At 63.1% G+C, this 17595-nt stretch carries 16 protein-coding genes; 10 read left to right on the top strand and 6 right to left on the bottom strand.

Going from position 1 to position 17595, the window contains the following annotated elements; all coding sequences use genetic code 11:
- Nucleotides 1-42 precede the first annotated feature (42 nt).
- The 7 genes from GSQ92_RS05930 to GSQ92_RS05900 all read left to right on the top strand — a co-directional run bounded on the left by GSQ92_RS05930 (nt 43) and on the right by GSQ92_RS05900 (nt 8506).
- Nucleotides 43-1293: an ROK family transcriptional regulator gene (locus tag GSQ92_RS05930; protein ID WP_158805536.1), complete on the top strand. Its 1251-nt coding sequence runs from the start codon at nt 43-45 to the stop codon at nt 1291-1293.
- Between the two features lie 251 nt (nt 1294-1544).
- Entirely contained in the window at nt 1545-2795 is a 1251-nt protein-coding gene (locus GSQ92_RS05925; protein WP_158805535.1) for an extracellular solute-binding protein, read from the top strand.
- Between the two features lie 9 nt (nt 2796-2804).
- Nucleotides 2805-3674 carry a carbohydrate ABC transporter permease gene (locus GSQ92_RS05920; protein WP_158805534.1) on the top strand — a complete coding sequence of 290 codons (870 nt, stop codon included), beginning with the start codon at nt 2805-2807 and terminating at the stop codon, nt 3672-3674.
- A gap of 3 nt (nt 3675-3677) precedes the next feature.
- Complete coding sequence (locus GSQ92_RS05915; RefSeq protein WP_158805533.1) at nt 3678-4523, top strand: carbohydrate ABC transporter permease; 846 nt, start codon at nt 3678-3680, stop codon at nt 4521-4523.
- Nucleotides 4524-4654: 131 nt separating this feature from the next.
- Nucleotides 4655-6625 (top strand): primary-amine oxidase, encoded by a 1971-nt coding sequence (locus GSQ92_RS05910; RefSeq protein ID WP_159013122.1) that lies wholly within the window; start codon nt 4655-4657, stop codon nt 6623-6625.
- Nucleotides 6626-6726: 101 nt separating this feature from the next.
- Entirely contained in the window at nt 6727-6978 is a 252-nt protein-coding gene (locus GSQ92_RS05905; protein ID WP_158805531.1) for a CBU_0592 family membrane protein, read from the top strand.
- Nucleotides 6979-7387: 409 nt separating this feature from the next.
- On the top strand, nt 7388-8506 hold the full coding sequence (locus tag GSQ92_RS05900; RefSeq protein ID WP_159013121.1) for a matrixin family metalloprotease: 1119 nt from the start codon (nt 7388-7390) through the stop codon (nt 8504-8506).
- On the opposite strand, the gene glcF is transcribed toward GSQ92_RS05900, so the two are convergent.
- The 4 genes from glcF to GSQ92_RS05880 all read right to left on the bottom strand — a co-directional run bounded on the left by glcF (nt 8479) and on the right by GSQ92_RS05880 (nt 13615).
- Nucleotides 8479-9828 (bottom strand): glycolate oxidase subunit GlcF, encoded by a 1350-nt coding sequence (gene glcF, locus GSQ92_RS05895; protein ID WP_159013120.1) that lies wholly within the window; start codon nt 9826-9828, stop codon nt 8479-8481. The genes GSQ92_RS05900 and glcF overlap by 28 nt on opposite strands.
- An 80-nt stretch (nt 9829-9908) precedes the next feature.
- The gene (glcE, locus tag GSQ92_RS05890) at nt 9909-11111 is read right to left on the bottom strand and encodes a glycolate oxidase subunit GlcE (protein WP_159013119.1); all 1203 of its coding nucleotides are present in this window, start codon (nt 11109-11111) and stop codon (nt 9909-9911) included.
- A 2-nt stretch (nt 11112-11113) separates the two neighbouring features.
- The gene (locus tag GSQ92_RS05885; RefSeq protein ID WP_158805528.1) at nt 11114-12535 is read right to left on the bottom strand and encodes an FAD-linked oxidase C-terminal domain-containing protein; all 1422 of its coding nucleotides are present in this window, start codon (nt 12533-12535) and stop codon (nt 11114-11116) included.
- 51 nt (nt 12536-12586) lie between these two features.
- The gene (locus tag GSQ92_RS05880) at nt 12587-13615 is read right to left on the bottom strand and encodes a hypothetical protein (RefSeq protein ID WP_158805527.1); all 1029 of its coding nucleotides are present in this window, start codon (nt 13613-13615) and stop codon (nt 12587-12589) included.
- Between the two features lie 128 nt (nt 13616-13743).
- On the opposite strand from GSQ92_RS05880, the gene GSQ92_RS05875 reads away from it, so the two are divergent.
- Nucleotides 13744-14937 carry a DNA topoisomerase IB gene (locus tag GSQ92_RS05875; protein ID WP_254065888.1) on the top strand — a complete coding sequence of 398 codons (1194 nt, stop codon included), beginning with the start codon at nt 13744-13746 and terminating at the stop codon, nt 14935-14937.
- Nucleotides 14938-14947: 10 nt separating this feature from the next.
- Here the strand turns inward: GSQ92_RS05875 and GSQ92_RS05870 are convergent, their stop codons facing one another.
- Both GSQ92_RS05870 and GSQ92_RS05865 read right to left on the bottom strand, forming a co-directional pair.
- Nucleotides 14948-15127, bottom strand: coding sequence for a DUF3309 domain-containing protein (locus GSQ92_RS05870; RefSeq protein WP_158805525.1), 180 nt, complete (start codon nt 15125-15127; stop codon nt 14948-14950).
- A gap of 107 nt (nt 15128-15234) precedes the next feature.
- Nucleotides 15235-15945, bottom strand: a complete 711-nt coding sequence (locus tag GSQ92_RS05865) for a class I SAM-dependent methyltransferase (RefSeq protein WP_158805524.1) — start codon at nt 15943-15945, stop codon at nt 15235-15237.
- A gap of 63 nt (nt 15946-16008) precedes the next feature.
- On the opposite strand from GSQ92_RS05865, the gene gloB reads away from it, so the two are divergent.
- Nucleotides 16009-16749 carry a hydroxyacylglutathione hydrolase gene (gene gloB, locus GSQ92_RS05860; RefSeq protein WP_371418073.1) on the top strand — a complete coding sequence of 247 codons (741 nt, stop codon included), beginning with the start codon at nt 16009-16011 and terminating at the stop codon, nt 16747-16749.
- A 44-nt stretch (nt 16750-16793) separates the two neighbouring features.
- Nucleotides 16794-17393 carry a glutathione S-transferase N-terminal domain-containing protein gene (locus GSQ92_RS05855; RefSeq protein ID WP_158805523.1) on the top strand — a complete coding sequence of 200 codons (600 nt, stop codon included), beginning with the start codon at nt 16794-16796 and terminating at the stop codon, nt 17391-17393.
- Nucleotides 17394-17595 lie beyond the last annotated feature (202 nt).

The following is a 17595-nucleotide window of genomic DNA, read 5'->3' as shown; positions in this document are numbered from 1 at the left end:
AATTAACCAAGAGGCGAGGTCATCGCCACGGGAGAGGGAAACGTGCTGCAAGGCACCAACATCGAGCACGCGAAGGCGCTCAATCGCCGCGTGATATTGGAGGCTGTGCGACGGAGCGGCCCGATCACGCGGGCGGATCTCGCGCGGCTGACGGGGCTCACGGCTCAGGCGGTGTCCAATATCTCGGCGGAGTTGGCCGAAGCCGGGCTCATCCGCGAGGGGGCTCTGAGGCGTGGACAGCGCGGGCAGCCGGCGACGGAGATTTCGCTCGATCCCCAGGGCGGATTCGCGATCGGCCTCAACCTGGGCCACCAAACGCTGAGCGGCGTGCTCGTGGACCTTGCAGGGGATGTTGTTGCGACGGAATCTCGTCCTTTGGCACAGGTCGTGCTGCCATTGGAGACTCTGGTGGATGAGATGGAGGCGGCGGTGGAGACACTGCTGCAACGAGCCGCATTGCCGCGCGCAAAGCTATGGGGCGTGGGTTGTGGTTTGCCGGGCTTGGTGCGGAATGGCGTGCTGACAGTCGAGACGATGATGGCGGGGGTGCAGGACCTGCAATACCCTCTCGCCGAGGTGCTGAGCGCCCGGCTCGGCCTGCCGGTGATCGCCGAAAACGACGCGCGCGCCGGGGCCATCGGCGAGCGGCTACATGGCGTCGGGCGTGTCGCTCGGCATTTCTTCTATTTGCATTTCGGGCTGGGCACCGGCGGCGGCATGGTCGTTGCGGGCGAACATTATCGCGGCGGATCGGGCGGCGCGGGCGAAATCGGGCATATGATCGTCAAGCCCGGGGGCCGCCCCTGCTCCTGCGGCAATCGGGGCTGCCTGGAACAGTATGTTTCGATCTACGCGGCCGCCGAGGCGGTGAGCGGACCGGACCGCGTGCCCGATAGCGTGCGGATGGAGGAGCTTGCCGAGCGGATGGCCGCGCGTGACCCGCTGCTGCTTGGATGGATCGCCGATGCGGCGCCGTATCTGCGTCTCGCCATCCACAATATCGAGGTCATGTTCGATCCGGAGACCGTGGTGATTGGCGGCGACCTGCCTGACACTGTACGGGACGCCTTGATCTCCGAGACCGAGCCGTTGTTGCCATCGGTGCATCCCGATGCGCAGCGACAGTTACCACGCCTATCGCTCGCTCGTGCGCAGGACATGCCTGCGCTTGGGGCCGCAGCGCTTCCGATTTCGATCATGGTGCAACCGAGTTTGGACCTATTGTGGAAATCGCGGCCGACGGAAGGCAATGCGAAGTTGAGCCAGGCTCAGACCGTGCTTGGCTCGCGATAGAAGCTGTTCGATTAACCAAATCGTTTCGTATGTTTGTGAAACGCCCGCTGCGTCCGAGAGAACACTGCATTTCACTGGACGCTCAACCGGCTTGCGCCACGCTCCGCTTCGGCGATTGTATTGTCGAGGGGCGTCGAGAGCGAAATGGTGAAGACATCCTTGACAAAAGCCTGATCGGTCCGCCACCCTTTAGCCAAGCAAATTGATTTAATGGCGGCCCAGATCGCCGCTCAAACCGAGAGGACCGGAAAATGTCGAGGACAGCCTGGCTCGCCTGCACGTGTCTCGTTGGACTGGCCGTCGCCGGAGCGCAGCACGCCCGCGCCAATACGGTTCTCCATGGTCTCTTCATGGCTCAGGCCGGTTACAGCGAAGCCGACGTGCGGAAGATGACCGACGCCTATACCAAGCTGCATCCTGACGTCACGGTCGATCTCGAATTCGTTCCCTATGAGTCGTTGCACGACAAAATCGTGCTCTCGAAGGGCTCCTCGCACGGCTATGACGTCGTGCTGTTCGACGTGATCTGGCCGGCGGAATTCGCGAAGAAGCACATCCTGATGGATGTCACGAGCCGCGTGTCGCCCGCGATCAATGATGGGCTCGAGCCTGGCTCCTGGACCACCGTTACTTATCAGGACAAGCGCTACGGTCTTCCCTGGCTCGTCGACAGCAAGTTTCTTTTCTACAACAAGGCGATCATGGCCAAGGCCGGGATCACCGAAGTGCCGACGACTTGGCCAGACGTGATCAAGGACGCCAAGATCATCAAGGACAAGGGCATTCTGCAGTATCCGCTGGTCTGGAGCTGGAGCCAGGCCGAGGCGATGATCTGCGACTATACCGTGCTGATGTCCGCCTATAATGGCAGCTTCCTCACGGCCGATGGCGCCCCCGCCTTCCAGACCGGCGGCGGCCTGGACGCGCTGAACTTCATGGTAGCCACGATGAAGGACGGCACCACCAATCCGCATTCCACCGAATACTTGGAAGAAGATGTGCGCCGCGTCTTCTCGGCGGGCCAGGCGGCTTTTGCGCTGAACTGGTCCTATATGTGGTCGCTCGCGCAGTACAATGCCAAGGAATCCAAGGTCACCGGGCAGGTCGGCGTTGAGGTGAGTCCGGGCGTGCCGGGCCGCAGCAAGATCTCGTCGGTCAACGGCGCCATGGGTCTCGGCATTCCCACCAGCAGCACCAATGCCGATGCCGCCTGGGACTATATCACCTACCTGACCTCGCAGCCGGTCGAGGACGCCTATACCGCCGACGCCATCCCGTCTTGGAAGGCGTCGTTCCAGGATCCGAAGCTGATGGATGGCGACGAGGGTCCGATGGCGCGCGCCATGGAGCAAGCCGAAGGCCAGCTCTTCCCCCGCCCCTTCGTGCCGAACTACCAGCAGTTCTCGGCCGCGTTGCAGCAGAACATCCAGCAGGCTCTGCTCGGCAAGGTTACGCCGAAGGCAGCGCTTCAGGCAGCCGCCGACAGCATCAACGGCGACTGATCGCAGGCGATGCTGGGGCGACGCACCCTTCTTCTGCTGTTGCCCCTGGGTCTGGGCCTGCTCGCCGTCATCGGATGGCCGCTGGTCCAGACCGTCTGGCTAAGCTTCACCGACGCGCAGCTGGGTGACGCGACCGGCAACTTCGTGGGCCTTGCCAATTACGCTCACGCGCTGCGGTCGCATGGTTTTCGACATGCCCTGCAAGTCACCCTCACCTTCAGCCTCTCGACAGTTATTATCGAGATGATCCTGGGGCTGCTGATCGGGCTGTTGCTCGACCTGCCGCTGCGCGGACGGAACATTCTCCGCGGGCTGTTGTTGATTCCCTGGGCGCTCCCGACCGTCATTAACGCAATGGCCTGGCGGGTGATCTACAATCCCGACTTCGGCGCGCTGAACGCGCTTCTGACGCAGACCGGGATCATCGGCGCTTATCGCAGCTGGCTTGGCGAACCAGGGGTCGCGCTTACGGCGATTGCCGCGGCGGATATTTGGAAGACCTTTCCATTCGTCGCACTCATCACGCTGGCCGGGCTGCAGAACGTGCCGCGAGAGTTGAAGGAAGCCGCATTGATCGACGGCGCGAACGCCTGGGGGCGGTTCCGCGCGGTGATCCTGCCGGCGATCATCACTCCGCTGACGATCGCCGCGGTGCTGCGGATTATCGACACGATCAAGGTCTTCGACATTATCTGGATCATGACGCGCGGCGGGCCGGCCAATGCCACCAAGTCGCTGAGCATCATGGTCTATGAACAAGCGTTTTCGTTCGGCAATGCGGGCTATGGCGCCGCCATCGCCTTGCTTTCCGTCGCGATCAGCGTGGTGTTGATCGGCGGCTATATGCGCGTCTCGCGCGCGCAACCGGCGACGGCCTGACGTATGAGGATGACCCCGCTCGGCCGGGCTCTCGGCTATCTCGCGATGATCCTGGTCGGTATCGTTGTCGTCACGCCACTGTTGTGGCTCGTTATTATGAGCGTGAGCAGCACGCGTGATCTTACCAGCTTGCCGCTGCATTGGATTCCGCAACGCTTGGATTTTTCGCGGTATCATCGCTTACTGAGTCTCGCGACCAATAGCGACGGGCAGATCTTTCTATTCGCGCTGCGCAACACGCTGGAGGTCGCGGCTGGCGCGGTCGTGGTGTCTTTCCTGCTGGCGATGCCCGCGGCGTGGTTGATCTCACGGCGCGAGGGCAAGCTGGACCGGCTGTTGTTGCTTGTTGTCGCGACTTACATGCTGCCGCCGCTGCTTTTCGTCGTGCCGCTCTATCGCATCTTGTCGGGCTTCTCGATGCTGAATTCGCCTTGGGGGCTGATGATCGCTGACAGCACCATCGTGCTGCCCTTCACGACATGGCTCCTCAAGGGCGGCATCGATTCCATTCCGGCCGAGCTCGAACAGGCCGCGGCAATCGACGGCGCGAATTTGTGGCGGATCTGGATCATGATCACGCTGCCACTGGCGCGGCCCATCATCAGTACGACGATTCTGTTTGGTGTGCTGATCGTGTGGGATGAGTTCCTCTATGCGATGATCTTCACCAGCGACCAGAGCGCACAGACGCTGACGGTTGTGATCGCCGATCTCGCGAATGGCCGTGTTTCCGACTACGGGTTGCTGGCGACGGCCGGGATCCTCGCCGCTTTGCCGCCAGTGATCATCGGTATTTTCCTGCAACGGGCCTTGGTGGCTGGGCTGACGACCGGCGGCGTGAAGGGCTAGGGCGGCGGAGCGGCGAGCGGCGGGATGTCGCGCTCGATGAAGTCCTGGCGCTGTATTTAACGTTTGTTGACATACTCACAGACCTGCTAAAGTTGCGGTACGAGCAGGGTGATGCGGGCAAGGACATTCCTATGAACGATATCGATCAGACGGCATATCCCGAGGCTGGCTTCGCGGCGCCGCCGCCGCCTGCCTACCTGCAGGCCCTGGCGCCTTTGACAGCCGCGGAAATCGTCGCCGTGGTGGCCGTGGTCAAGGCCGATGCCGAACTTGGCGAAGGCGCGCTCTTCGAGACGATCGAGCTTCGCGAGCCGACACCCGAGATTTTCCGCGACCACATCGCCGGCAAAGCGATGGAACGCGTGGCCCGCGTTGGCGTCTCCCATCGTGACCGGCCGGGCGTTTGGAAGCTGACTGTCTCCCTCGCCGAGAAGCGCATTCTGACCAAGCAGAACTTTCCCGAAGCGCGGCCGATGGTGCAGGTCGAGCAGCTCATGTCGGTCGAGCGCGTGGTGAAGGCCGATGCGCGTTTCATCGAGGCCTGCCGCAAGCGCGGCATCACCGATATGACCGGCGTTTGCGTCGATGCCTGGACCGGCGGCAATTTCGGTTACAAGGAGGAAGAGGGTCGGCTCATCAGCCACACCTTCTCCTGGCTGCGTCTACGGGCCTTCGAGAATTTCTACGCGCATCCGATCGAGGGGTTGAACGCCGTCGTCGATATCAAGACGGGCGAGGTGTTGCGGGTGGATGACCATCCCGGCGCGCCGCCGATCCCCATGCAGGAGCTGAATTACGATCCCGAGTTCCTGCCCGCCGCTCGCGCGCCGCTGAAGCCGCTGAATGTGGTGCAGCCGGAGGGCGTGAGCTTCACGATGGACGGCCACGCGATCGCTTGGGACAAATGGACGCTGGCGATCGGCTTCAATCCACGCGACGGGCTTATCCTGCATGACATCCGCTGGGACGGACGTCCCATCGTGCGGCGCGCGGCACTCGCTGAATTGGTGGTGCCCTATGGCTCGCCGGAGCGTGGACATTACCGGCAAAACATTTTCGACATCGGCGAATATGGTTTCGGCAAATTTACCAATTCGCTGCGGCTGGGATGCGATTGTCTGGGCACGATCCACTACCTCGACGCGCATCTCAATGCGCTGGATGGCTCGCCCTTCACGATCGAGAAGGCGATCTGCATTCACGAGGAAGACGCCGGTGTTCTTTGGAAGCACTGGGATTTCCGTGCTGACCGCACCATTCTGCGGCGGGGCCGGAAATTGGTAATTTCCTGCATCTGCACAGTCGGGAACTATGAATACGCGCAGTATTGGAATTTCACTCAGGCCGGTGACATCGATTTCGAGATGAAAGCGACCGGCATCGTCAATACGAATGCCTGTGAGCCGGGACAGCCAGGCAAATATGCGTCGGAACTGGCACCAGGTTTGGTGGCCCCGATCCATCAGCATATTTTCTGCGCGCGGCTCGACATGGCCGTTGATGGCCCGAAGAATAGCGTGGTCGAGACCAATACCCATGCTGAGCCGGTGAGTCCGACAAATCCGCACGGCAACGCTTTCTATGGCGAGGAGACCGTGCTGAAGACGGAACTTGCCGCGGCACGGCGGGCAAATCTGGAAACGCATCGTTCCTGGAAGGTCGTAAACCCCGAGAAGCTCAACCATGTCGGCAGGCCCGTCGCCTACAAGCTTCATACGCCGGATTGCGTGACGCCCTTCCTGGCGGAGGATGGGCCTTCAGGCGTCCGCTCGAGCTTCACACGCAATCATCTTTGGGTGACGCCATTCCAGGAAGAGGAGCGCTATCCCGCCGGCGAGTTCGTCTGCAATTCGGATGGCCATGACAGTCTGGCGGAACTGGTGAAGCAGGACCGGCCGATCGAGAACACAGATATTGTGCTGTGGCATACCTTCGGATTGCACCATATCGTGCGGCCGGAGGATTTTCCTGTGCAGCCCAGCATCTCCTGCGGGTTTACCCTGTCGCCGGCTGGATTCTTCAGCATGAACCCGAGCAACGATGTGCCTGAGAGCGTGAACAAGGCAAGCACGCTGGCGGGCAAAGGCGATTGCTGCGGGTAGGTTGTCTATGGGAGTGCAGTTTGCGCCGCACTCCACAGAGATAGCGCTCGAAAATTGGGACCGCGATTCCTTCAACTGTTCGTCGTCGCGGTAAGGCTGTGATGTGGCCCGAGATCCTGACAGGAGCGGGCGCCTTTGGGGCCGCGCTGATTATCGGCGCCTTCTTCTCGACGCAGCAAAAGTGGGTGGACGCTACCGGGCGGCTTTATCTCACTGTCAACTTGTTCGGCGCGCTGTTGATCCTCGCATCGCTCGTCGCGGCGTGGAATTTGCCCTCGGCGATTATCGAGGGGTTCTGGGCGGCGATCAGTCTCTACGGCCTGCTGCGAAGCGTGAGTCGGAAATCCAACTGAGCCGTTGCTGAGGCGGCGCAAGTATTAAGTTGCTCTATATCAGTAGTCCTGAATAATCGTTTGGATGAGCGATAGCCCACGACCGAGCGCAACCGCGCGTCTCGCAGCCGCGGGCTCCGGCTACTTGTCCCCTCACCCACCTATCGAGAAATTGTAGGCTGTGGAAAACTTCAGCTGAGATCAGCGCTTCCGCAAGAAGCGCCTGTAGAGGCGTTCGGAATCGCCTGGTAGCAGAGATCCTCTCAAAAAGTTGATTACCTCAATTAGTTAATATTCAGTTACGAGAATCTTAAGGGCAGATTGACGGCGCGGATTTCGCGCTAGCTGATGCCTTGAAGTCACCCGGAAGTATTCTCGGAACCCGAATAAGAAAGGCGCGCGGCTGCGCAAGTAGTCTGCGCGACATAATTTGACATCACTCATTGATACTTCGTACGAGGGTGGCATTCAGCCGTCCTCGACGGTGAGCTGGAGTTTTGCCAATGCCGTAAGCGGCAGCGGTTTCAGCGATGCCATAACCGACCCGACCCAACAGGCACTAGTCGCCGCGGCTTTCGTGACCTGGAGTGCCGCGAGCGGCATTAATTTTGTAGAGGATGCGCCTGGGAGCACGAGCGATATCAGCATCGGGTTCGCGCAAAATCTAGCGTCGCGGGCGCTCGGCCTCACCTGCCTCAGCACCGATGACAGCGGTGCCATTACCTCCGGCACCACGGTCCATCTGCAAGATCCGGCGTACACGTCGCTCTATACAGGCTCGAACGGGCTCACCTATGAAGCCGCGGGCACGGATGACGACCTCAATCCGACCTTCGAGCAACTCACGTTGCACGAAATTGGACATACATTGGGGCTCGGCGAGTCGAGCGATGCGTATTCGATTATGAATCCCATTCTGCTGCCGCAGAACACGGTACTCGACGCGACGGACTATGCAAATGTCGAGGCGCTATATCCGGGCAACGTCTTTGCGACGACAGCTCCGGCCGCGGCGCTTGTCGTCATACCGCCAACCCTGACCGCAACGTCGCTGACGGGTGGTTTCACGGATTACACTTCCACCGCGTCCTCCCCGCAATTTCTCTACGGCGGCGACGACGCCCTTTCGGTGCTGGCCAGCGGAGCGAATGCCTCGGTGACGACAGGTTCCGGCAATGACAAGATCGCGGTGTCCTCCGGGAACAATGCGCTCAATGGCGGCAGCGGATCGAATTTGCTTATTGGCGGCACAGGAACCGATAGCTTTTCGTCGATCCTGACCGCGAGCAATGCCTGGACAACGACCGAGAACTTTCACGCCGGGGATTCGATGGTGCTCTGGGGCTTTATGGCCGGCGTGTCGACCGAGGCTTGGGCTGGGGTTTTTGGCAGTCCTGAACTACAGGGACAGACGCTGTCGGTGTCCTCGGGCTTCGGCAATACGGAGAATATCACCTTCGCCGGCGTCGGCTACGTTGCCAATTTCGCGATGGCGGAGGGCCAGACGGCAGCGGGCGTGCCCTATCTTATTGTCGGCGAACTCGGCTGAGGCGCGGTTGCCGAGACGCTGTCGAGGATGGCGGGGCGCGGACCTCCCGCCATCCAATCCAGGAGTTCGATTGTATGCACCACGGGCAGGCCGCCGTTAGCGAGTTGCGTGATGCAGCCTATGTTGCCGGCGGCGACGAGATCGGGCTTGGTCGCGACCAGCGTCTCCAGCTTGCGAGTGCGCAGGCGGCCGGCGATTTCGGGCTGCACGATATTGTATGTGCCAGCGGAACCGCAGCAGAGATGAGCGTCACGCGGTTCCACGACGCGAAAGCCGGCGGTCTTGAGCAGCGACTTGGGTTCGCTCGTCACGCGCTGGCCGTGTTGCAGGCTGCAGGCTGAGTGGTAGGCAACGCTGAGATCTGGCGTTTCACGCGTCGGACGATAGCCGATGCGCATGAGGTATTCGCTGATATCGAGCGCGAGGGCGGAAACCGTTTCGGCGCGAGTGCGCCAAGGTTCGGCCTCGTTGCGAAACATGAAGCCGTAGTCTTTGACTGTCGTGCCGCAGCCGGAAGTGTTGATGAGGATAGCGTCCAGCCCCTGCCCTTCGAGTTCGGCACTCCATCCCGCGATCGCGGCGCGGGCTGTCGCCATAGCCTGATCGTGGCGGCCCATGTGGTGAGTAAGCGCGCCGCAACAGCCGACGCCCTTCGCGATAACAACCTCGATGCCGAGGCGCGTAAGGAGGCGGATGCTGGCCTCGTTGATGGCGGGCGCCAATACGGTTTGGGCGCAGCCGACGAGCAGCGCCACGCGGCCGCGCCGCTCTCCTTGGGCTCGATGGATTTGCGGAGCCTGGGCCGGGCTCGGCGGCGGGAGACGCGCGGGCGCGAGGGTAAGCATCGCGCGCATGCGCTGGGCGAGCATGCTCTGCCCTGGGATTAGTTGGCCGAGGGGCCGGCCGAGTTGGGCGGCCCCCACGGCCGTGCGGAACAGGCGTGGGTTGGGCAATATGCGCGAAAGCACGGTCCGCAACAGGCGTTCGTGCCAAGGGCGGGTATAGGTTTCCTCGATGTAGTGCCGGGCGTGATCGACGAGGTGCATGTAGTTCACGCCGGATGGGCAGGTCGTCATGCAGGACAGGCAGGAGAGGCAGCGATCGACATGCCGCACGACTTCCTCTGTCGCGGGACGGCCGGATTCCAGCATGTTCTTGATGAGGTAAATTCGGCCGCGAGGGCTATCCAACTCGTCGCCGAGCAGCACGAAGGTTGGGCAGGTTGCCGTGCACATGCCGCAATGCACGCAGGTTCTCAGTACCTGGTTGGAGGATGCGGTATCGGGGTCGCGCAATTGTTCGGGCGTGAAGCTGGTTTGCATGTCGTTAGTCCAGATCGGCGGGTGATGACATGCGACACGCGCTGTCGCCGTCGAAGCAAGCGGCGTGTCGCAGCATCATGCTAGAGCCACGCATAGAGACGTCCGGGATTGAGGATGCCCTGCGGGTCCATGGCGGATTTCACGCGGCGGGTGATCGCGGCGAGCGCTGGCGCTTCGCTCGGCACCACATCCACGCTCGCGCGTAGGCTGTCGGGAGCCCGCATAAGCGTCCAGACGCCACCAGCGGCGGTAGCGGCGGCGGCTATCGCCTTGTGCGTCGCCTCGGTTGCGGGACCAGCGAGCCAGATCAGGCCGCCGCCCCAGTCGAGGAAGCCGCGCGCGCCCGCTGCTTGCGCCGTCGCCAAAGCCGCGGCGCCACGGGAGGGGCGGACCGAGACCCGCCACAGCGCCTCCTCGTCCGTGTGCCTCAGCACTGTGGCGTCCCGGACCGCGTGCCATGTCTGGCGGCTCGTTTCCGCGTCCAGGATGATCGCCTTACCGAAGCGTACGAGATCCTGCTGGAGGCGACCGATGCGATAGACGACGGATCTGGCGAAATCCTCGATCCGGATCAGTGCGGCGGAGGCACCGGAGAGTGGCGCGAGACCATCCGTCATGCCAGATGGCAGCCAGGCGGCGGAGGATACGCCATAAGGCGAGCCAAGGGCCGCAGACATCGCGGCCACAGCTTGCTCCGCGCTTAGGCCAACGATGGCGAGCGAGCCCGTGTCCTGGGGCGCTGGTAGAACCTTCAGCGTGATTTCGGTCAGCACGCCGAGTGTTCCGTGGCTGCCGGTCAGGAGCTTGCAGAGATCGAGTCCGGTCACGTTCTTGAGTACGCGGCCACCTGAGCGGATGATCTCGCCTGAACCGTTTACCGCGCGAATGCCGATGACGTGATCGCGCATGGCGCCCCAGGCAACGCGGCGCGGGCCGCTGAGGTTTGTCGCCACCATGCCGCCGATGGTTTGCGGCGCGTCGCTGCCGAGCAGTGCGCCGAGTTCCGGTGGTTCCGCAATGAGGTGCTGGCCGTGTTCGGCGAGTGCCGCTTCGATTTCCGTGATCGGGGTTCCTGCACGGGCGGAGATCACCAGCTCGCGCGGAGCGTAGAGCGTGATGCCCGAGAGGTTGCGGGTGGAGAGCGTACGCGCCGCCTGGACAGGCCGCAGCATTCCGAGTTTCGAGCCGTTTCCCTGGATGAGTAGTGGCTCTCGTCGCGCGGCGGCGTCTGTCACGATGGCGGCGATCTCGGCCTCATCGGCGGGAGAAACGACAGCACTCATCATCATGCGGCCAGCGGGAAGACCTTGGCGGGGTTCAACAGCCAGTCGGGATCGAAAGCGGATTTGATTCGGCGCTGCTGGTCCAACTCGACATCATTGAACTGCACACCCATGAGGTCACGCTTCTCGATTCCCACACCATGCTCGCCGGTCAGACAGCCACCGACCTCGACACAGAGACGGAGGATGTCGGCACCGAATTTCTCGGCGCGCGCGAAACTGTCCGGATCATTGGCGTCGAACATGATGAGGGGATGCAGGTTGCCGTCTCCCGCATGGAAGATATTGGCGACTTTGAGGCCGCAGGCGTCGCTCATCTGCTGCATGCGGTGCAGCACCTCGGCGAGGCGGCTGGTCGGGATTGTGCCGTCCATGCAGAGGTAGTCGGGGCTGATGCGGCCGATGGCACCGAAAGCACCTTTGCGTCCCTTCCAGATCGCGGCGCTTTCTTCCGCCGATGTCGAGACATGCAGGCTGATGGGATCGAACTCGCTGCAGATCGCGCGGATGCGGTCGAGCAGATCGTCTTGTTCCTCGGTGCAGCCTTCGACTTCGATGATGAGCATGGCCTCGGCATCGAGCGGATAGCCGGCATGGGCGAAAGCCTCGCAGGCGTGGATGGCGGGGCGGTCCATGAATTCGAGCGCCACCGGGATGATGCCGGAGCCGATGATGCGATCGACGCAAGCGCCAGCGACTTCGTTGGACCGGAAGGCGGCGAGCATGGCGCGGGCGCCCTCGGCCGCGCGCAGGATCCGCACGGTGACTTCAGTGACCATGGCGAGCTGGCCTTCGCTGCCGGTCAGCAGGCCGAGCCAGTCGTAGCCAGCGGCGTCGAGGTGGTCGCCGCCGATGTCGAGGATTTCGCCTTCGATGGTGACGATCTTGAGGCCGAGGAGATTATTCGCGGTGACACCGTATTTCAGGCAATGCGCCCCGCCGGAATTCATCGCGACATTGCCGCCGATCATGCAGGCAAGCTGGCTGGAGGGGTCAGGCGCGTAGAAGAAGCCGTTATCCTGCATCGCGGCCGTAATGCCGAGATTGGTGACGCCAGCCTGAACAGTGGCGCAGCGGTCGGAATAATCGATGTCGAGGATCCGGTTCATCCGCATCATGCCAATGACCACGGCATCCGCGAGCGGCAGGGCGCCGCCGGAGAGGCTGGTGCCAGCACCGCGCGGAATGACGCGCACGCCGTTGCGATGGCAAAATGCGAGCACGGCGGCGACTTGCTCGGTCGTTTCCGGCAGCACCACGGCCATGGGTGGCTGTTTGTAGGCCGCGAGGCCGTCCGTCTCGTAGGGGCTGAGCCGTAGGGGCTCCGAGATGACGCCATTCTCTGGCAGGAGGGCACGCAGTCCGGCCACGATTTCAGGGGCGCGGTCGAGAACGTCCTGCTTTGGCGCTGGTAGACGGATCATAGCCCGGCCCTCCTCGGCCTCCGCACCAAACTTGCGCTGCGCGGAGGGGCGTTACAAGCGGGAGACGCGCACCGTGCCCGTAACAAGCTCTCGCGCGGCCTGTTCCGGCTGTGCCGCGATGGCTTGGTGGAGGCGGAGGGCGAAGGCGTTTTCCGATGGCTGATCGTCCCCGAAGAGCGTGGGCCCGAAGGCGCCCACGAAGAAGCCGGTCATGACTTGGGCGAGAGCGTCGGCGTCGCCATCGGCGCGCCAGTTGTCCAAAGCGGGATTAGGGGTCGGAGCAATCGTGATTTCCTCGAGCTTCAGGTCGGGGAGCAGGCCACTTCGGAAGGGTGCCTCGAAATCCGCGCGGCTGCGGGGGCGGACGGGGACGGTCATGGCCTGGTAGGCGGCTTTTGGCACGGCTCCATCCGCTACCATCCTTTGCAGCACTTCATTCGCGAAATCGAAGACGCCCTCGATACCGCATTGGCCCCCTTCGTCATTGGCGCCCGAGACGAGAACGAGTTGGCCGCCGGGGGCGAGTTCTTTTGCGCGGTGGGTGAGGAAGCTTTGCCAATCCTCCGCCGCTACGGCCGCGAAGGCGTCCCGCACCTCGGGCGGTCCGCGATCGAACCATAGGTGGTTGGGGGCAATGGCCGGTCTTCGGCTTAGCCAGTGCAGCGCAATCGACGACCAGCCGAAGGTCAGGCTGCCGGCGGGAAGCAAGGGGCCGTAGAACGTGCGGCCGATGGCATAGGCGAAGACATGGGGTTGATCGCGGAGGTAGCTGTCCGGGCTCTCCTGCAAGAGCGTGAAGAGCGAGGCGAAGTCGTTATGCGGTTGATCCGTGTGGATGACCGCGAAGTCCCGATCGGCGCCTCCGCGCGCGATCAGAGCGCTCAGTGCCCGTCCGATCGGCCGCAGGGAGTTGCGCCCCTGAGAGGAGCCGAAGTCGGCCAAAGTAATCGGCCCGGTGGCGGGAATGGCGAGTTCGCGCAGAGCGGTGTCGAGGATGGGATCGCTCGCCTGGGCCGAGCGCGCCTGCAGCTCGGAATGGGCATTGTAGTAGCCGTGGCCCTGCATCACGGATTCGGTCACGCGGGACCTCACGCTGTTGTTTGTGACAGTGGCGCTTGCGCGGCTGGGCCTGACGTCTGAGTTGCAGAACTATGGCAAAGAAAAAGACCGCGGCCCAGGCCCCTGTGCGCGGCTCCCAAGAGCAATCGTTGAAACAGCCGCGCCGAAGCTCGGCGCTTAAGCGTCTCATTGATCTCGATCAAAGTGTCGAGCGGGCGGCCGAGGCCGCGAACCTGCATTATGTCAACGACGGCACGCCCGGCATTAGCCGCACCACCACGGCACGTGGGAACATCTACAAGGGACCGTCCGGCAAGATCGTGCGTGATGCTGCGACACTCGATCGCATTCGCAAGCTGGCGATTCCGCCGGCCTATCGAGATGTCTGGATTTGCAGTGATCCGGACGGGCATCTTCAGGCGGTTGGCAAAGACGCACGTGGGCGGCGGCAATATCGCTATCACCTGCGATGGCGCGAGGTGCGGGACCAGGCGAAATACGGGCATATGATGGTCTTCGGCCAGGTGTTGCCGACCATCCGGGCGCGGGTGCAGAGCGATCTCGCGAGGTCAGGCTTGCCGAGGGAAAAGGTTCTTGCCTCGATCGTGCGGCTTCTGGAGGTCACGCTCATGCGCGTGGGCAATGAGGAATATGCCCAGAGCAATAAAAGCTTCGGGCTGACGACGCTGCGCAACCGGCATGTGAAGGTGCGCGGGCGAAGGCTTGTTCTCGATTTCCGGGGCAAGCACGGCATTACTCACCACATCGATCTGCAGGACGAGCGCCTCGCGCGGATTGTGCGCAAGTGCCAAGACTTGCCTGGGCAGGAGTTGTTCCAGTTCCTCGATGAAAACGGCGCGACGCATGCCGTCGGCTCGTCGGATGTTAACGAGTATCTTCGGGAGATCTCAGGCGAAGGGGTCACGGCAAAGGATTTTCGTACCTGGGCCGCGACTAATCTGGCGGCGCTGGCGCTGCAGGAATTGGCTTCGGCGGCGGAGGGTTTGCCGCCGAAGAAGAGCATGTTGCGGGCTGTGGAAGCGGTGGCGAAGTTGCTGGGCAATACGCCGGCCATTTGTCGGAAATGCTATATCCACCCAGCGATCTTCGACGGCTATCTGGATGGGAGCCTGCTCGGCGCGCTGAAGCAGCGGGCGCGAGAGGAGCTGACCCAGGGAGTTGGCAACTTGACGCCGGAGGAAGCCGCCGTGACGGGATTCCTCGCCCATCGCCTGATGCAGGTTCGTGGCGAACGCGTGCAGGAGATACGGCCGGCAAAGGTTCTGAAGAAGCGGTCGCCTCCGCGAAGAGCGGTGGCGACCGTGGCGGAGGCTAAGGCTTAGGCGATCGCGCTCAGTAGTAGCGGTGGTGGCCGAAGAGCAGGAACAGGATGAGGACGATGATGAGGAACAAGCCCAGGCCGCCGGTGCCGTAGCCGTAATGCGGGCGCTCGCGGTAGTAGCCGCGACGCCAGCCCATGCCGCCACCGCCCAGCACGATGACCAGCAGAATAATGATGATGAGCAGAAGCATCCGAACGTCTCCTCGCCCGGCATGCCCAGAACACGCCGTCCTCAGCCTTATGTCGAGGATTTCTCCAATCTGGCAAGGTGAATAGGTGGGCTGGCGTTCGGCTTGCCTCAGGGCACCTCGGCCAAGACGAAGCGGCGGCTGGCGTTCGGCTTTGTCGGGATCGCCGAATAGACGTCCTTGACTGCTTCTGTGATCGTGACGCCGGCGAATTGCGGGATCAGGCGATGGCCGAGCCCTTCCCATACGCGATTGCTGCGCAGGATGAGGCGCATCGCGGTGGGCGGCAGGAATAGCGCCGTCTCTCGATTCTCCACGCGGAACAGGCTGCCCGCCAGCAGCCGACCGACCTGGCCAGGCGAATAGGGTGTGCCGTGGCCGAAGGGTGTGCTCTCGGCATAGGCCCACATCCCGCGGCGGTTCGGCGCGACCACCATCAGGCGGCCGTCATCCTTCATCACCCGCCAGATCTCCCGCAGGAGGCGTCGGGTGTTCTCCGAAGCTTCAAGTCCATGCACGAGCAGCACGCGGTCGAAGCTCGGGCCAGCGAAGGGCAGCGCCTCCTCCTCCGCCATACAGGAAAGATTAGCGGCCGAGGCCGGCCAACGGGCGGCGCCGAGCTCCGCTGTCGTGACCGCGATGGTGACCTGCGCCGCCTCACGCCAGGCGCGCAGGTAAGGCGGCGCGTAGCCGAGGCCGAGGACCGCCATCCCCTCCATGCGCGGCCAGAGCTGTGCCAGCCTGTCGCGGACCAGCCGCGCCGCCACCGCCCCTTGGGCAGTGGCGTAGAAGTCGGCGGCGGTGTGTACGTCCAGTGCCATGGCTTTCAGCTTAGAGCATGGAGGCCCCAACGGGCCATTCCCGACCGCCGAGGGCGATGCTACATGGGGCGCATGACCCTGTCCGTATTCAGCGTTCCCATGCTTTCCGACAACTACGCCTGGATCCTGCGGGACGACAGCACAGGCAGCGTGGCCTTTGTCGATCCAGCCGATGGCGATGCCGCCATCCGCGCGATCGAGGAAATGGGCGGACGGCTCGACCTCATTCTGCTGACCCACCATCACGACGACCATGTCGCCGGCGTCGGCGCACTGCGGGCGCGCTTCGACTGCCCGGTGATCGGCGGCGCGGCTGACGCCCACCGGCTGCCGCCGCTCGACAGGCAGGTGGCGGAAGGCGACGAGGTTACCCTAGGGACGGCGCGCGGGCGGGTGATCGATACGCGCGGCCATACCTCGGGCCATATCTCCTACTTTTTCCCAGATGGTCCGATCCTGTTCTGCGGCGATACGCTGTTCAGCCTTGGCTGCGGCCGCATGGCGGAAAGCACGCCTGAGCAGTTCTTCACGAGCCTCCGCAAGATCGCCGCCCTGCCGCCGGACACGCTGATCTGCGCCGGGCATGAATACACTCAGTCGAATGCCCGCTTCGCGCTGAATGTCGATCCCGATAACGCGCTGCTGCGCGAGACGGCGGCAGCGGTGGACCGCAAGCGCGCGGCCCATGAGCAGACGCTGCCGGTGCGGCTACGGGACGAGCTGACAGTGAACCCCTTCCTGCTCGCCCGCGACGCGGCGTCCTTTGGACGGCTGCGGGCGGCGAAGGATGTCTTCAAGGGCTGAACGGCCCCCTCCCTCTCTTTGACCGAAGCCGCCGGGGATTCCGCATGAAGCTTTTCTACTCGGCCACGAGCCCTTTCGTTCGCAAGGTGGTGGCTTGTGCGATTACTCGCGGGCTGGATAGCCGGATCGAGCGTATGACGACCGATCCGCATTCCTCGCCGGGCGGGTTGCTCGCGGCTAATCCCCTGTCCAAGGTGCCGTGCCTGCTCACCGAGGATGGGGTCGCGCTGTACGACAGCCCGCTGATCTGCGAGTATCTCGACAGCGTAGGCGACGCGCCGCCGCTTTTCCCGGACCATGGCGCCGCCCGTTGGCAGGCGCTGCGAAACCAGGCGCTGGCCGACGGGATCATGGAGGCCGCGGTGCTGGCGCGCATGGAGTCTGCGCGCCCCGAGGAAGCGGCGCGCACGACCGCTATTGCGCGCCAGAAGGCGGCGGTTCAGCGCGGGATCGAGGCCCTGGAGGGTTCGCCGCCGCCTGTGGGAACGCCCGACATTGGCGGCATCACCGTTGCCTGCGCGCTGGGCTATCTCGACTTTCGGTTCGCGGGCGATAAGTGGCGGGACCATACGCCGCGCCTCGCCCATTGGTTCGAAACCTTCTCGCGGCTGGATGGCATTGCGCAGACGGCGCCGCCGGGATGACTGCTCACGTTGGTGCGCGGGCGGGAGCGGGAAATAAAGCCGGCTAGCCGCTCCGCCGCAGCAAGCTCACAGCATGCTTCCGCAAGAATAGATGGCAGCGGATACGAGTTTTTTACGAACCCTCGATATGTTTAGATCGTCAATCAAGGAACGCTCTCGTGTCGGTTACCATATCTCGATTTCGTTACCCGCTAGAAACTTC

It is taken from the genome of Acidisoma sp. S159 (assembly GCF_009766125.1).
Taxonomy (GTDB): Bacteria; Pseudomonadota; Alphaproteobacteria; order Acetobacterales; family Acetobacteraceae; genus Acidisoma.
Note: the sequence above shows the minus strand (reverse complement) of the source record. Positions and strands in the feature narration are given on the sequence as shown.